Raw genomic sequence first — 14,635 nt, 5'->3', positions numbered from 1 at the left:
AGCAGGGTGCGCCGATCAGTGCGGCTGAGTTTTGGGCGCTTCGAGCAAGCTGACCGCGAGCGACTGGGCGCTGGCGAAGTCCGCGGCATAGAAAAGCTTGTCCGAACCAGCTTCCAGGTGAACGCGCGCAAGCATCGACTTCGGTTGCGGCTGCACGCCGGACAACACGACCGTTGCGCCGGCGACGCGCGCTTGTTCGATGAACTGTTCGAGCGCCTGGACGCCGCTTGCATCGAGCAGGGGAACGAGCCGCATGCGCAGGATGATGACTTTGGGCGACTGACCGACGCGGCGCAGCGTATCGAGCAGTTCGCCTGCTACGCCGAAGAAGAACGGGCCGGTGATCCGGAACACCTCGACACCCTCCGGCAACGCGTCGCGCTGGTGAACGTCTTCGGAATCGAGATCGATGTCCTGCCGGCCGCTGCTGTCGACCTCGACAGCCTCGCTCATGCGGGCCATGAAGAGGAGCGAGGCCAGAGTTACGCCGACGCCGATTGCGACGGTGAGATCCACCAGTACCGTCAGGCCGAATGTCAGTAGCAGCACGGCCCGGTCGCTGTTGGGCATGTGCAGCAAGGCAATGAACCGCTCATATTCACTCATGCCCCAGGCGACCATGAACAGGATCGCGGCAAGCGCGGCCATGGGTACGAATGCCATCAGGTCCGTGGCGAACAGGATGAACAGAAGAAGGAACACGGCATGCATGATTCCGGCAACCGGGGTTCTGGCCCCGGAGCGGATATTGGTGGCGGTACGCGCAATCGCGCCCGTCGCGGGTAGCCCACCGAACAGGGCGGATCCGATATTGGCGACGCCCTGGCCGATCAATTCCTGGTTGGAGCGATGCCGCGTTCCGGCCATGCCATCGGCGACGACGGCCGACAGCAGGGCTTCGATGCCGGCGAGAAATGCAATGGTGAATGCCGAAGGCATCACCGCATTGATCTTGGCGAAGGTGAATTCCGGCAGGGACGGCATCGGCAGGCCGGAAGGAATGTCCGGGAAGCGGGAGCCGATAGTGTCGACCGGGAGCTTGAGCAGAGCGACGGCGAGGGAACTTACCACGACCGCGATCAGGAACCCGGGCAGTCTGGGCGCGAGTTTGCGCAGCACGATGATGGTCGCAAGTGCTCCGACCCCGACGCCTAGAGTTGCCCAACTGGTGCTCGGCAGAGCGGCGAGATAGGACTGCCATTTGGGCAGGAACTCAGCCGGGACCTCGGTCATCGAGAGCCCGAGGAAGTCCTTCACCTGACTCGAGGCAATGATAACGGCGATCCCCGCGGTGAATCCGGTGACGACCGGATGGGGGATGAATTTGATCATCTGCCCGAGGCGAAACGCACCGGCGGCAATGAGGATGATGCCTGCCAGGAGCGTCGCGATCAGCAGCCCATCATAGCCGTGCTGGGCGATAACATTGAAAATGACGACGACAAAGGCGCCCGTGGGTCCGCCGACCTGGACCCGCGATCCGCCGAGCGCGGAAATCAGGAACCCCGCCACCACGGCCGTGACAAGCCCCTTGTCGGGAGAAGCGCCGCTGGCGATGCCCAGGGCCATGGCAAGAGGCAGCGCGACGATCGCGACCGTCAGGCCCGCTATGGCGTCGGCGCGGAAGGTCTGAGCGGTGTACCCTTCGCGCAAGGTCGTGATGAGCTTGGGCGTATAGGCTTTCGCGCTCACCTGACCGGTTCCTCCGCCTTGTCATAGAGAAGCGACTGCCCCTGGCCGCCGGACTTTCCCGCGGTCGTTTCGCGCAGACGCACACCGCGGCCCACGCCCGTGCTGGGCGCATTCTCGCCCAGCAGTTCGATGCCTGCGCCTTCCAGCGCGGTGATCACCTTGACCAGCGTGTCGACCACACCGCGCACTTGGCCATCGCATGATTCCATGCGCTGGATGGTCGGCAGGGAGAGGCCGGCCAGCGCGGCGAGCTGGCGTTGATCAAGTCCGAGGAGGGCGCGCGCGGCGCGCATTTGCTGCGACGTGATCATGTTGGCTCCATGATGTTTAATACATCAAATATCACTCTTAACAAATTAGGAGGGAGTTGTATATGTGCATTGTACCGGATAATCGATCACACGCGCTTTGTCGGGGTGAGGTATTTCCGCGTCTGAGAAAGCCGATGGTCTTGAGGGCTGCGACCTTCGAGCCTCCAGATCGGAGATGAGCAAATGATCGTGGAGAAAAAGCACCGCCGCAAAGGTGCAGGTCGACAGGCGCCGCCATCGGATGCCCCGGCGGCGGCGAGTCCGGTGTCGCAACCCGATCGTCTTCGGCGCCCGAAGCTCAGGCTGAAACTTCCCGTCGGAACAGGTTCGGGCGACGCCCGATCCGCCTGCTTCCTTCCAACCCGATCCGAAAGGCCACACAGCAAAATCACGCAGATCCCCGCAGCTTTGGACATCACGGTCAAATCCGGTGGGACGCTTCACGAAAATCTCGATACGCCCGAACTCGTCGAGATCGCCTTGCGGCGCGGTGAAGGCCGCCTGTCCGAGCATGGCGCCTTCGTGGTTGAAACCGGAAAACATACCGGCCGTTCGGCCCAGGACAAATTCATCGTCCGTGATGAGGTCACCAGGGATGATGTCTGGTGGGGGGCTTCCAACAAGCCGATGTCGGAAGAAGCCTTCGCCAATCTGCGCGAGGATTTCCTCAAGCATCTTGCCGCACTCGACGACGTCTTCGTCCAGGATCTGTTCGGCGGCTCGCAGCCGGAATTCCGTGTCGGAGTCCGGGTCGTCACGGAACTGGCCTGGCACTCGCATTTCGTGCGCACCATGCTGGTTAGGCCGACGGCGGATGAACTCACGCATTTCACGGCGGATTACACCATCATCGACTTGCCCGGCTTCCGCGCCGATCCCGAACGCCATGGCTGCCGGTCGGAAACCATCATCGCGATCGATTTCACCCACCGGCTGATCCTGATCGGCGGCACCGGCTATGCCGGCGAGATGAAGAAGGCGGTGTTCTCGGTGCTGAACTATGTGCTGCCGCAAAAGGGCGTCATGCCGATGCATTGTTCGGCGAACATCGGTCCCGATGGCGACACCGCGATCTTCTTCGGCCTCTCGGGCACCGGCAAGACCACTTTGTCCGCTGATGTTTCGCGCACGCTGATCGGCGACGACGAGCATGGCTGGTCGGACAGCGCCGTCTTCAATTTCGAAGGCGGCTGCTACGCCAAGATGATCCGTCTCTCGGCCGAGGCGGAGCCTGAAATCCATGCGACCACCCGCCGCTTCGGTACGATCCTCGAGAATGTCGTCATGGATCCGGAAACCCGCGCACTCGACCTCGACGACGCCTCGCTCGCCGAGAACAGCAGGGGCGCCTATCCGATCCACTTCATCCCCAATGCCTCCGCCGAGAACATGGGGCCGGTGCCGAAGAACATCATCATGCTGACGGCCGATGCCTTCGGCGTGCTCCCGCCCATCGCGAAGCTAACGCCCGAACAGGCGATGTATCATTTCCTGTCCGGCTACACAGCCAAGGTCGCGGGCACCGAACTCGGTGTCACCGAACCCGAAGCGACGTTCTCGACCTGCTTTGGCGCGCCGTTCATGCCGCGGCATCCCAGCGTCTACGGCAATCTGCTTCGCAAGCGTATCGCCGCGGGGAATGTCGATTGCTGGCTGGTCAACACCGGCTGGACCGGCGGCCAATATGGAACGGGATCGCGGATGCCGATCAAGGTGACGCGCGCACTGCTCAATGCTGCGCTTTCCGGGACTCTCGAAGGCGCACAGTTCCGCACCGATCCCAACTTCGGCTTCGTGGTCCCCGTTGCTGTAGAGGGTGTGGATTCGAGTATTCTCGACCCGCGTTCCACCTGGGCTGATGGGGCCGCCTATGACGGCACGGCGCGTTCCCTGGTCGACCGCTTCAAGCGCAACTTCACGCAGTTTGTCGCTCATGTCGACGAAAGCATCCGCGCGGCGGCCCCTCCCGGATGGTTCGATGCCTGACCTCATCCGGTTCCCCTTTGACAAGTTTCACGAAAAGCCAGAATCCATGCCCGCTCATGAACAGGGATCGGTAACCGGCAAGCTTGTCTTGCCGGTCACAGGTTGGGCCGCGATCCTGCGCGGGTTGCGCGGGCGATGCCCCCGGTGCGGCGAGGCGCGCCTGTTCATGCGGTTCCTGAAACCGATCCCTCATTGCCCGCAATGCGGCCAGGACTGGACGCATCAGCAAGCTGATGATTTCCCGGCCTATGTCTCGATCTTCGTGACGGGGCATCTGATGGCGCCGCTCATTATCGCCGTGACCAGTCGCGCGGAAATGTCCGTGCCGATGTTGATGGCGATCCTGCTTCCGTTGGCGTTGCTCCTGATGGTCGGGCTGCTTCAGCCCGCCAAGGGAGCCATCATTGCCTTGCAGTGGTGGTTCGGCATGCATGGGTTTCGCAGGGAACGCCCGGGAGCAATTCCGGACGACGCCGATACATGATCTTCAGCTTCGGCCGTGGCCAGTCTCGAGATTGACCAGGGTATGAGGCTGTCGGGCCGATGCGCGACTTCTCAAATTCAACTTTTTGCCGGAGAACTTTGTCTTGCCTCAGAGCAAAGTCCTGACGCGTTACGTGAACGCCATTTCAACGGGTCAGCTGCGCCCTGACGACGCCCAGCGGCAGGTCGCTCTGCGTTTCGGCAAGGCGGTTGCGGAATTGGAAGCACAGGCGCGCCGTCAGGGCCTCCTGTCGCGTTTCGTCAGGCGCAAACCCGATCCCGTGCGGGGAGTCTATCTCTGGGGAGGGGTCGGCCGCGGCAAATCGATGCTGATGGATCTCTTCTTCGACTGCGTCGAGATCGCCGGGAAACGGCGCGTCCACTTCCACGAGTTCATGCAGGAGGTGCATGACCGGCTACGCTCCGAACGCGCCAAGGAGACCGGCGATCCGATATTGCCGGTCGCCGATGCCATCGCGGCCGAAGCGCGGCTGATCGCCTTCGACGAAATGATCGTAACCAATTCGGCTGACGCGATGATCCTGTCGAGGCTGTTTACCCGGATCATCGGACATGGCGTTACCGTGGTCGCTACATCCAACCGGCCGCCTCAGGACCTCTACAAGAACGGCCTCAACCGCGAACATTTTCTGCCATTCATCGCGCTCCTCAAGGATCGGCTCGATGTGCTCACCCTGGATGGGCCGACTGACTATCGCATGCAGCGCCTTGGAGGGTTCCAGACCTGGCACGTGCCCAATGGCGATGCGGCGACGGAAGCCCTGAGCCGGGCGTTCTTCCGGTTGACCGATTTTCCGGTCGAGGACCGGGAGCATGTTCCCTCCGAAACACTGGCAATCAAGGGCGGACGAGAACTGTTCGTGCCCAAGTCGCTGAAAGGCGTGGCCGTCTTCTCATTCAAGCGGCTATGCGGCGAACCGCGCGGCATTCCCGATTATCTTGCATTGGCCTACCGCTATCACACCGTGATCCTGGTCGGGATCCCCGTTCTCGACGCAAACCGGAAATCGGAAGCGGCGCGATTCAAGACACTGATCGACGCCTTCTATGAAAATGGCGTCAAGCTGCTGGCTTCCGCCGATCGCGAACCCGACGCGCTGTATTGCGCGGCAGACGACGCCTTCGAGTTCGAGCGGACGATCTCGCGCCTCAACGAAATGGGATCGCAGGACTATCTCGCCCGCGGTCATGGAGTGAGCGACGAGGTCGCGCTCGCCGAGGTTCAGCGTCCATCGAGAACACAAAGGCTTATGGAATGATTCCGAAACCGGATCTCAAGCCGGCAGTCCGAAACAGCGATGTCTATCTGAACAGACGTGATGTGTGCCTCGCCGAGGCGAAGGAAATGTACGAGAAAGCGCAGCTGTTCGAGGAACGCCAAAGGCGCTGACGCCGACAGGTCATGCCTCGCGCCCTCTGTCGATGCCATCCACCGTCGATTACGGATCCCAAAAGCAGCCTGTGCCTGAGTGATCGCGATTGAGGGAGGCCGTCACGAACGGCGATCGCGTTCCCGCTCCAGGCATTGCCTGAAAGCTGGAAGGTGGCGCTCGCGCGAGGCGGCCTGCAGGTTTTCCATCACCTGGCGCGCCGCGGGGTCGTCGACCATCGGGATCAGCCGGTCGTAAAGCGCGATATTCTCGATCTCGCCCTGGACCGCGCTTTCGCAAGCCTGCGCGAGAGAAGCTGGTGCCGCCACTTTCCCCGTCCATGGATCGGGCGGTACGTCGATGCCCAGCCGGGCAAGCTGGCGCTCAAGTGCGGCGGCATGGCGCTGTTCGGCCTCTATGATGTTGGAAAAGGGCCGGACAGGGCCGAACTTTTCGATCACGGCGGCATAGGTCGCCTCCGCCTTCCGCTCGTCTTCGAGCGCATCGAGGAGGATGTTTGCCAGCTTTGACGTAGCCAAGGTCTCGTCCTTTCAATGGCGGCAGTTCGCTAACGGCCCCGGCCTCGCAGAGATTGCGCGGCCGGGGCCAGTCGTTGAGCGTGTCTTACTCTTCGAGCAGGGCGCGCAGCATCCATGCGGCCTGCTCATGCACGCCGATCCGTTGGGTGAGCAGGTCCGCGGTCGGCTCGTCGCTCGCCTTCTCGACCAGAGGGAACAGCGTGCGCGCCGTGCGGGCGGCCGCTTCATGCCCCTTGGCGAGGATGTCGACCATGTCGAGCGCCTTCGGCGGCACTTCCGGCGCGTCGGGCAGGGAACTGAGTTTGGCGAACTGCGCGTAGGAACCGGGTGCGGGCTGTCCGAGCGAGCGGATGCGTTCGGCGATCGGGTCGATCGCGTTCCACAACTCGGTATATTGCGTCATGAACATGGCATGGAGGCTGTTGAACATCGGCCCGGTCACGTTCCAGTGAAAGTTGTGCGAGGTCAGATAGAGAGTGTAGGTGTCCGCCAGGAGGCGGCTCAGGCCTTCGCAAATCGCAACCCGATCTTCCTCGCCGATTCCAATATTCACTTGTCTGGTCATGGTCTTCTCCTTGATCGAAACTCTACTTCAGATCGCGTAGTCCCGCGAGCAGGGCGGCCCGCGAGATTTCACCGACATGGAGCGCACGGATCACGCCTTTGCTGTCGACGAACAGCGTCGCGGGAAGCCCGGCCGAGCCGGTCGCGGCAGCTATGCGCAGGTCGCGGTCGAGATGGACGTGCGCCGCTTCAAGGCGCTTGCTGTCCAGCCACGCACGTACGTTGTCTGCATCCTCGCCCTGATTGACAAGCAGGATCGGCACGGCCGAGTGTGCCGCTTCTACGACCATCATCGGCATTTCACGCTGGCACGGCGGGCACCAGGTTGCCCAGAGATTGACGACGAACGGCTTGCCCCGGCGATCGTCGAGCAGGCTCGTTCCGCTGTCCAGCGACTGGAGAACGATTCCTTGCGGTAGAGGTCGCTGCGCCGAGGCAAGGGCCGCTGCCGTGGCGCCGGATGTGACCGCGACGCAGCCCGCGAAGACGAGTGTCAAAGGTGCTAGGGCGCGAGATCGCCGTAGTGACACGCCCAGCACGATTGCGGCAGTCACCAGACCGGGGAGCGGCGAGAAACCTCCTTGCCAGACATAGAGGATGGTTGCGGGTTCGATGGCGAAGGCATGCCAGTTCTGCGCCACAAAACCCGCGCGAGCTGCAACGAGGCCAGCGAGCAATGCCCGCCACGCGGCCGTATCGCAATCCACGCCGCGACGGCGGCCTATCCAGTTCGCCGCCGCCAGGAAGGCGATGATCCCGAGAATCGCGAACAGCCGTTCCAACGCGAGCGCGAGAGGGCCGATGGCAATCATGATCCGTCGCGGTCAGGCCGCAATGTCCTCATCGGGATCGGCGTGGAATTCATGCCACATGCCGTTGAGGATACCGAACCCGACGGCGAGGCCCACGCCCAGAATCCAACTGAAATACCACATGGAAAGTCGTCCTTTCAGTAATAGTCGGGGTTGGTGTCGACATCGCGCAGCGTGATGCGGCCGAACAGGACCTTGTAGACCCAGGCGGTGTAGAGCAGGATGATCGGCAGGAAGATCACCGTCACGGCCAGCATGATGAACAAAGTCACATGGCTGGACGAGGCGTTCCAGACCGTCAGGCTCGAGGCCGGGTCGATCGAACTGGGCAGGATGAACGGGAACATCGAGAGGCCCACGGTCGCGATGATGCCGATCGCGCCGATCGATGAGCCGCCAAAGGCCAGAACCTCGCGGCCCTTGCGGATGCCGATCCACGCCAGCAGCGGCCCCGCGAAGCCGAGGATCGGGGCGATCAGCATCCAGGGATGGGCGCCATAATTGTTGAGCCAGGCCCCCGGCGCCGCGACCGTTCCCGACAGCAGCGGATTGGACGGGCCGAGCGGATCGGCCGCATGGGTCAGGCGGAAGCCCATGCCCATTTTCGCGACCATGACCCCGCCCAGCGCGAACAGCAGGATCGACGCGACCGCCGCGACCTTGCCGAAGGCGCGCGCGCGGTCATGCACGACGCCGCGTTCGATCTTGATCGCAAGCCAGCTCGCGCCGTGCAGCACGATCATGGCGACCGAGAGCAGCCCGGCGACCAGCGAGAACGGATGGAACAGGCCGAGCAGGCTGCCCTCGTAGAAGGAGCGCAGATCGCTATCGAGCCGGAAGGGGATGCCGGTCAGGACATTGCCGACCGCGACGCCGAACACCAGCGCAGGCACGAACCCGCCGACGAACAGCGCCCAATCCCAGCGCGAGCGCCATGTGGCATCGGGCTTCTTCGAGCGGTATTTGAAGCCCACGGGCCGCAGGATGAGCGCGGCGAGGACGAGGAACATGGCCAGATAGAAGCCCGAGAAGCTGACCGCATAGACGAACGGCCAGGCCGCGAAGATCGCGCCGCCGCCGAGGATGAACCAGACCTGGTTGCCTTCCCAGGTCGCGCCGATCGAGTTGATGACGAGACGCCGTTCGGCGTCGGTCTTCGCGACGAAGGGCAGCAGCGCGGCGGTGCCGAGGTCGAAGCCGTCGGTGAGAGTGAAGCCGATCAGGAGGACGCCCATCAGCAGCCACCAGATCAGCCGGAGCGTTTCATAGTCGATGGGAGGTGCCATGACCTGTTCTCCTTATTCGGCAGGGATGGGCGCGTAGCCGCTGTGGGTTTCGGGGGATGGCGCCGGAGGCCGATGCTGGTCCGGTCCCTTGCGGATTGCCGCCAGCATCAGCCGCACTTCGATGACGGCGAGCGCGCCATAGATCACCGTGAACCCGATGATCGTCGTCCAGAGCTGCGCGACGGTCAGGCTCGAGGCGGCAAGGAACGTCGGCAGAACGCCATCGATCGCCCAGGGCTGGCGGCCGATCTCGGCCAGGATCCAGCCAAATTCGATGGCGATCCACGGCAGCGGGATGACCCAGACCGCCGCGCGCAGGAAGGTGCGGCAGAAGCGGCTGTCGCAGTTCAGCTTGCGGATCGAAGCCATCCAGAAGGCGGCGCCGAAGAAGGCGATGAAGAAGAAGCCGAGGCCGGCCATCACCCGGAACACCCAGAACATCACCGGGACATTGGGCACGGTCGACCATGCGGCCTTTTCGATGTCCTGGGGCGTGGCTTGCCGCGGATCGGCGACGAAGCGTTTCAGCAGCAGGGCATAGCCAAGATCGGCCTTGGCTTCCTCGAATGCCTCGCGCGCGACCATGTCCTTCTGGTCCACCTTCAGCTTTTCCACCGCATCATAGGCCTTGATGCCGTTCTCGATGCGGTCCTGCGCCCTGGCGACCAGTTCGAAGATGCCGGAGACTTCGCCCGTCAGGCTGCGCGTGGAGATGAGACCGAGCACATAGGGGATCTTGACCTCGAAATAGGTCTCGCGGTCGGCGACGCTGGGAAAGCCGACAACGGCAATGCCCGCGGGCGCGGGCTCAGTGTGCCACATGGCCTCGAGCGCGGCGAGCTTCATCTTCTGGTTATCGGTCAGCGCGTAGCCGCTTTCGTCGCCGAGCACGACGACCGACAGCGACGAGGCAAGGCCGAAGGCGGCGGCGACCGTGAAGCTGCGCCGCGCGACCGCGACCCACTTGCCCTTGAGCAGATACCAGGCCGAGACGCCCAGCACGAAAACGGAGGCGCAGACATAGCCCGCGCTCACCGTATGGACGAACTTCGCCTGCGCGACCGGATTGAACAGCACCGCCATGAAGTCGGAGACTTCCATCCGCATCGTTTCGGGATTGAAGCGCGATCCCACCGGATTCTGCATCCAGCCATTGGCGACGAGGATCCACAGCGCCGATAGGTTCGAGCCGAGAGCCACCATGAAGGTGGTGAGCAGATGCCCGACCCTGGACAGCTTGTCCCATCCGAAGAACATGAGGCCCACGAACGTCGCTTCGAGGAAGAAGGCCATCAGCCCTTCGATGGCGAGCGGCGCGCCGAAGATGTCGCCGACATAATGCGAATAGTAGGACCAGTTGGTGCCGAACTGGAATTCCATGGTAATGCCGGTAGCGACGCCCAGCACGAAGTTGATACCGAACAGCTTGCCCCAGAAGCGCGTGACGGTGCGCCAGATCTCACGGCCCGTCATCACATAGATGCTCTCCATGATGACGAGGATGAAGGAGAGGCCGAGCGTCAGGGGGACGAACAGGAAATGGTAGAGAGCCGTCAGGGCGAATTGGAGGCGTGAAAGCTCGATCACAGCCATGTCCATGGCAAGACTCCTTGCGTTCCGGCCCGGCTTCCATGGGTGTCCTGAGTCGGTTGAAAAGATTATGATTATTCGTTACTCGTAATTGAGTATATGAGCAACCCGTTAGATAGACAGGCTGCGGCCCTTTTCTGGATCGGCGACAGCGGCGCGGCGATCCTCATGGCGGCGGCGCTGGCCGGAGCCGTGGCATCAATGGAGCAAGGGGCGGGGCAGGGCCATCTTGCGCTTGCCGCGGGCGGACTGATAGCCGCCGCCCTGCTTCGCGCCGGGATGCAGATCGGTGCGACCAACGCCGGCGAAGCGGCTGCTATGCGCGTCAAGACGAACTGGCGCCAGCGGGTGTATCCAGGCATTCTCGTCGCCGCGCCGGGGGATCGCCGGATGCTGGGCGAGGCGGTCGCCGATGCCGTCGACCGGATCGAGGACCTGGGCGGCTTCCATGCCCGCTTCCTGCCGCTGCGCCGCGCCGCGGTCCTGTCCCCGCTCATAATCGCGATTGCTGCCGTATTTGGGAGCTGGGTCGCCGGCGTGATCATGCTCGCGACGCTGATTCCCTTTGCCATGGGCATGGCGCTCGCAGGAACGGCGGCCGCGCGGGCCGCCGCGCGCCAGCTCGATGCGCTGAGTCGCCTGTCGGGCCTGTTCGTCGACCGGGTGCGCGCGCTCCCGGTGATCGTCGCCTTCGCCGCGCAGGACCGTATCGGCCGCCACCTTGCCGACGCTACCCGCGAGGTCGCCGCGCGCACGATCGATGTGCTCAAGGTCGCCTTCGTGTCGAGCGCGATCATCGAGTTCTTCGCGGCGCTGTCGGTGGCGCTGGTCGCGCTCTATTGCGGCTTCAACCTGCTCGGCATCCTGCCCTTTCCGGCTCCCGAAAAGCTGACCCTGGGCCAAGCCCTGTTTGTTCTTGTCCTCGCGCCGGAATTCTATCTTCCCATGCGCCGCCTTGCCGCCGCCTATCACGACAAGCAGGTCGGGGAGGCTGCGGTGGAACGCCTTGAAGCGCTCGCGCCCGCTTCTCCGCCCGCGCCGAAACCCGCGATCGAAGGGCCGCCAGCGCTGCGCTTTGACGGCGTGGTGATCGACTATGGCGAGACGGCCATCGGTCCCTTCACGCTGGATATCCCGGCGGGCACCAGCCTTGCCCTGCGCGGAAGCACCGGGGTCGGCAAATCGAGCCTGCTCCATGCGCTGCTGGGGCTGGCCCCCATTGGTGGGGGACGGATTCTGGTTGACGGCCGGGATGCGGCCGAGGTTGCGCTTCCCGGCCATGTCGGCTGGGCGGGCCAGACGGTTGCGTTCGTCCCGGGCACGCTGGCCGACAATATCCGTCTTGCGCGTCCCGATGCCGACGATGCGGCAGTCGAAGCCGTGGCCCATCTGGCAGGCCTTGGGCCGATGATCGAAGCGCGCGGACAGGGATTGGCCTTGCCGCTCGATCATCGCGGGTCGGGCCTGTCCGGTGGGGAACGCCGGCGCGTCGGCATCGCGCGCGTGTTGCTCAAGGACGCGCCGCTCTGGCTGCTCGACGAACCGACCGCGGATCTCGACGCGGGATCGGCGGCCGACATCGCCGGGATACTGGCGTCCGCCGCAAAGGGCCGCACGGTCCTGATAGTGACGCACAGCGCCGAGCTGGCCGCGATCGCCACCAAAGAAATGGTGCTTTCATGAGCCGCGCGGATATGGACCTGCTGCTCGCTGAAGCTATCGGCCCCGAACGCCGCGCCTTCCGAATCGCGGGCTTGCTTGCCTCCGCTGCGACAATCGCCGCGGTCCTGCTGCTGGGCCTGTCTGGATGGTTCATCACCGGCGCGGCACTGGCCGGGCTGGGCGGCGTGTTGGCCGCGCAGGGTTTCAACTACCTGGTGCCGAGCGCGATGATCAGGCTGCTCGCGATCGTAAGGACGACGGCGCGTTACGGCGAACGGCTCTATGGCCACCGCGCGGCCTTGATGGCGCTCGCCGCGGTTCGCGCGCGCCTGTTCGACCGCATCCTGTCGGTGCGCGACGTGCGGGCCGTATCGGCGGGCGATGCCGTGACGCGGCTCGTGCAGGACATCGGCGCGCTGGAGGACAATCTGGTCCGTAAGCCGGCATTGCCCGCCGCGTTCGCCGGCGCTGCCATCGGCCTTGCCCTTGCGTGGCTGGCCAGCCCCTGGACGAGCCTTGCCTTGCTGGCGTTGCTTGCCGGTCTTGTCCTCTGGGCGCATCTGGCGACCCCCCGCCTGCTGGCGAGCGCCGCGACCGATATGGCGGAGGCGCTGGCGCGGCTCAAGGCGAGCATGGTGGACTATGCCGCCGCTTCGCCCGAAATCCTTGCCTACGATCTCGCTCCGGCGATCGGGCGAAGCCTCGCGGTCGAGACGGCCGAGTTGGACAGCGCGCGACCTCGGTTCGCGCGCGGCGAAGCGATCATCGATGCGGGCCTCGTGTTGGGTGGGGGCATCGCCATGGGCGCGATGCTGATCTTCTCCCATGCCTCCCTGCCGGTGACGGTCCTTGCCGTGCTGGCGGCGGCGGGCGCGATCGAAGCGCTTTCCGGCTATGTGCGCGGGGTGTCGCGCGGCGCGCTGGTCGCGGCCGCCCTCTCGCGATTGGAGGGCATGGCGGGTCAACCGTCTGCGCCTGTCCGAAAGGCGACGGCATCCATGGCGCCCGCGCGGACCATTGCCTTTGACCGGGACGGCATGAATATCCGGATCATGGCGGGCGAGCGCTTGGGGATTTCAGGCAAATCCGGCAGCGGCAAGACCAGCCTTCTGGAAACGCTCGCTGGTATTCGGCCCGCTGGCGAGCATTGCGGCATTGCTCTTGATGACCAGCTTCTTGCTTCCCTGCCGTCCGAGGACGTGCGAGCGGCATTCGCGCTCTCGCCCCAGGATGCCCAGCTCCTGTCGGGAACCATCCGCGACAATTTGCGTGTGGCGCGCCCCGGCCTCAGCGACGAACGGCTTTGGGCGGCGCTGGAAGTCGCCTGCCTCGCTGTCGATATTCGCGCGATGCCGCATGGGCTTGACCAATGGGTCGGCGACGGCGGAGCGCGGTTGTCGGGCGGCCAGCGCAAGCGGTTGTCGATCGCCCGCGCCTTGCTTGCCGGCAGGCCGTGGCTGCTGCTCGACGAGCCGAGCGAGGGGTTGGACATGGCGACGGAGGCGCGGCTTGCGGGCCACCTCGACGCGTGGCTTCGCGAGACAGGGACCGGAGTCGTGGTGGTGAGTCATCGACCGATTTTCTTGAGTCTCGTCGGCAAGGGTCGAACAATCAACTTGAAGGATCGCCGCTAATATAGGGATATCTGTAGCTGGCCTGGGGGCGGATCGATTTGGCGCGCGTAATCAAATCCATTCAATCCACGTCGCGCATAAGGAGGAGCCTATCTGCCGCGTTCATACTACCGTTCCCGATCGATTACCTTGCCGTGGAGTGATCATTTGATATCGCTTGATATGGAACTGCTTCGTTCGCTTGCTGCGGCGCTCGCGGTAGGCGTGCTGATCGGTATCGAGCGAGGCTGGCGGCAGCGCGAGGCAGCGGATGGCAGCCGGGTCAGCGGTTTGCGCACCTTTGGCCTGCTCGGTCTTGCCGGCGGCCTTGCCAGCCATATGCCCGAAAGCCTTGCGGCGGTAATCGGGCTGGCGGTCACTGCCAGCCTGGTTCTTGGATATCGCAGCGAACAAGCCCGCACGGCCAGCCTGTCCATCACCAATACGTTGGTCGGCATTATCACCTTCGCCTTGGGATATATGGCCGGGCAGGGCCTGGTGAGCGAGACGCTGGCCGTCGCGGCGGTAACCACCTTGATCCTGACGCTCAGGCAGCAATCCCACGCCATGCTCAAAGGGATGAGCCACAAGGAGGTCGAATCGATCGCCACTGTTGATTACCGCTGAGAAGTGACCCGGGATTTTCACCGAGAAGTGACCCGCCTGTAGCTTATGTTTCGGATGTCATTGCTGGGTCAAGATGGTG

Annotated in this window: 15 protein-coding genes; 7 read left to right on the top strand and 8 right to left on the bottom strand. The window is 63.9% G+C overall.

The window, feature by feature from the left end; translation table 11 throughout:
- Positions 1–15 precede the first annotated feature (15 nt).
- The gene (locus DFR49_RS04930) at positions 16–1,692 is read right to left on the bottom strand and encodes a SulP family inorganic anion transporter (RefSeq protein WP_037446394.1); all 1,677 of its coding nucleotides are present in this window, start codon (positions 1,690–1,692) and stop codon (positions 16–18) included.
- Entirely contained in the window at positions 1,689–2,003 is a 315-nt protein-coding gene (locus tag DFR49_RS04925; protein WP_119034648.1) for a helix-turn-helix domain-containing protein, read from the bottom strand. Before DFR49_RS04925 ends, DFR49_RS04930 begins: the two co-directional genes overlap by 4 nt.
- A gap of 408 nt (positions 2,004–2,411) precedes the next feature.
- On the opposite strand from DFR49_RS04925, the gene DFR49_RS04920 reads away from it, so the two are divergent.
- The 4 genes from DFR49_RS04920 to DFR49_RS22365 all read left to right on the top strand — a co-directional run bounded on the left by DFR49_RS04920 (position 2,412) and on the right by DFR49_RS22365 (position 5,883).
- Positions 2,412–3,989 (top strand): phosphoenolpyruvate carboxykinase, encoded by a 1,578-nt coding sequence (locus DFR49_RS04920; RefSeq protein WP_030091390.1) that lies wholly within the window; start codon positions 2,412–2,414, stop codon positions 3,987–3,989.
- A 46-nt stretch (positions 3,990–4,035) separates the two neighbouring features.
- The gene (locus DFR49_RS04915) at positions 4,036–4,473 is read left to right on the top strand and encodes a DUF983 domain-containing protein (RefSeq protein WP_051743820.1); all 438 of its coding nucleotides are present in this window, start codon (positions 4,036–4,038) and stop codon (positions 4,471–4,473) included.
- 103 nt (positions 4,474–4,576) lie between these two features.
- Positions 4,577–5,752 carry a cell division protein ZapE gene (gene zapE / locus DFR49_RS04910; RefSeq protein WP_051743818.1) on the top strand — a complete coding sequence of 392 codons (1,176 nt, stop codon included), beginning with the start codon at positions 4,577–4,579 and terminating at the stop codon, positions 5,750–5,752.
- Positions 5,749–5,883, top strand: coding sequence for a hypothetical protein (locus tag DFR49_RS22365; protein WP_255210268.1), 135 nt, complete (start codon positions 5,749–5,751; stop codon positions 5,881–5,883). The genes zapE and DFR49_RS22365 overlap by 4 nt, the downstream gene beginning before the upstream one ends.
- Positions 5,884–5,985: 102 nt before the next feature.
- Here the strand turns inward: DFR49_RS22365 and DFR49_RS04905 are convergent, their stop codons facing one another.
- The 6 genes from DFR49_RS04905 to DFR49_RS04880 all read right to left on the bottom strand — a co-directional run bounded on the left by DFR49_RS04905 (position 5,986) and on the right by DFR49_RS04880 (position 10,663).
- Positions 5,986–6,402 carry a ferritin-like domain-containing protein gene (locus DFR49_RS04905; protein WP_030091393.1) on the bottom strand — a complete coding sequence of 139 codons (417 nt, stop codon included), beginning with the start codon at positions 6,400–6,402 and terminating at the stop codon, positions 5,986–5,988.
- An 85-nt stretch (positions 6,403–6,487) separates the two neighbouring features.
- Complete coding sequence (locus DFR49_RS04900; protein ID WP_021246237.1) at positions 6,488–6,967, bottom strand: Dps family protein; 480 nt, start codon at positions 6,965–6,967, stop codon at positions 6,488–6,490.
- A 22-nt stretch (positions 6,968–6,989) separates the two neighbouring features.
- Positions 6,990–7,778: a TlpA disulfide reductase family protein gene (locus DFR49_RS04895; RefSeq protein WP_030091394.1), complete on the bottom strand. Its 789-nt coding sequence runs from the start codon at positions 7,776–7,778 to the stop codon at positions 6,990–6,992.
- A gap of 12 nt (positions 7,779–7,790) precedes the next feature.
- The gene (gene cydX / locus DFR49_RS04890) at positions 7,791–7,901 is read right to left on the bottom strand and encodes a cytochrome bd-I oxidase subunit CydX (RefSeq protein WP_030091395.1); all 111 of its coding nucleotides are present in this window, start codon (positions 7,899–7,901) and stop codon (positions 7,791–7,793) included.
- Positions 7,902–7,915: 14 nt separating this feature from the next.
- Positions 7,916–9,064, bottom strand: coding sequence for a cytochrome d ubiquinol oxidase subunit II (cydB, locus tag DFR49_RS04885; RefSeq protein WP_030091396.1), 1,149 nt, complete (start codon positions 9,062–9,064; stop codon positions 7,916–7,918).
- Positions 9,065–9,076: 12 nt separating this feature from the next.
- The gene (locus tag DFR49_RS04880; protein ID WP_030091397.1) at positions 9,077–10,663 is read right to left on the bottom strand and encodes a cytochrome ubiquinol oxidase subunit I; all 1,587 of its coding nucleotides are present in this window, start codon (positions 10,661–10,663) and stop codon (positions 9,077–9,079) included.
- A gap of 90 nt (positions 10,664–10,753) precedes the next feature.
- Between DFR49_RS04880 and cydD the strand changes: the two genes are divergently transcribed.
- The 3 genes from cydD to DFR49_RS04865 all read left to right on the top strand — a co-directional run bounded on the left by cydD (position 10,754) and on the right by DFR49_RS04865 (position 14,556).
- Positions 10,754–12,337: a thiol reductant ABC exporter subunit CydD gene (gene cydD / locus DFR49_RS04875; protein WP_030091398.1), complete on the top strand. Its 1,584-nt coding sequence runs from the start codon at positions 10,754–10,756 to the stop codon at positions 12,335–12,337.
- Positions 12,334–13,950 (top strand): amino acid ABC transporter ATP-binding/permease protein, encoded by a 1,617-nt coding sequence (locus DFR49_RS04870; protein WP_030091399.1) that lies wholly within the window; start codon positions 12,334–12,336, stop codon positions 13,948–13,950. Before cydD ends, DFR49_RS04870 begins: the two co-directional genes overlap by 4 nt.
- A gap of 147 nt (positions 13,951–14,097) precedes the next feature.
- The gene (locus DFR49_RS04865) at positions 14,098–14,556 is read left to right on the top strand and encodes an MgtC/SapB family protein (RefSeq protein WP_245968247.1); all 459 of its coding nucleotides are present in this window, start codon (positions 14,098–14,100) and stop codon (positions 14,554–14,556) included.
- Positions 14,557–14,635 lie beyond the last annotated feature (79 nt).

The organism is Hephaestia caeni, from assembly GCF_003550065.1.
GTDB classification, from domain to species: domain Bacteria; phylum Pseudomonadota; class Alphaproteobacteria; order Sphingomonadales; family Sphingomonadaceae; genus Sphingomonas; species Sphingomonas caeni_A.
The sequence above is the reverse complement of the archived record's forward strand: the minus strand, read 5'-3'. Positions and strand labels throughout refer to the sequence as shown.

What these genes read in the sequence shown, in the direction of transcription:
- DFR49_RS04880 (WP_030091397.1), bottom strand. Translation starts at nt 10,663, where the DNA reads ATGGACATGGCTGTGATCGAGCTTTCACGCCTCCAATTCGCCCTGACG.
- DFR49_RS04900 (WP_021246237.1), bottom strand. Translation starts at nt 6,967, where the DNA reads ATGACCAGACAAGTGAATATTGGAATCGGCGAGGAAGATCGGGTTGCG.
- DFR49_RS04870 (WP_030091399.1), top strand. Translation starts at nt 12,334, where the DNA reads ATGAGCCGCGCGGATATGGACCTGCTGCTCGCTGAAGCTATCGGCCCC.
- DFR49_RS04925 (WP_119034648.1), bottom strand. Translation starts at nt 2,003, where the DNA reads ATGATCACGTCGCAGCAAATGCGCGCCGCGCGCGCCCTCCTCGGACTT.
- DFR49_RS22365 (WP_255210268.1), top strand. Translation starts at nt 5,749, where the DNA reads ATGATTCCGAAACCGGATCTCAAGCCGGCAGTCCGAAACAGCGATGTC.
- DFR49_RS04915 (WP_051743820.1), top strand. Translation starts at nt 4,036, where the DNA reads ATGCCCGCTCATGAACAGGGATCGGTAACCGGCAAGCTTGTCTTGCCG.
- cydD (WP_030091398.1), top strand. Translation starts at nt 10,754, where the DNA reads ATGAGCAACCCGTTAGATAGACAGGCTGCGGCCCTTTTCTGGATCGGC.
- DFR49_RS04895 (WP_030091394.1), bottom strand. Translation starts at nt 7,778, where the DNA reads ATGATTGCCATCGGCCCTCTCGCGCTCGCGTTGGAACGGCTGTTCGCG.
- cydX (WP_030091395.1), bottom strand. Translation starts at nt 7,901, where the DNA reads ATGTGGTATTTCAGTTGGATTCTGGGCGTGGGCCTCGCCGTCGGGTTC.
- cydB (WP_030091396.1), bottom strand. Translation starts at nt 9,064, where the DNA reads ATGGCACCTCCCATCGACTATGAAACGCTCCGGCTGATCTGGTGGCTG.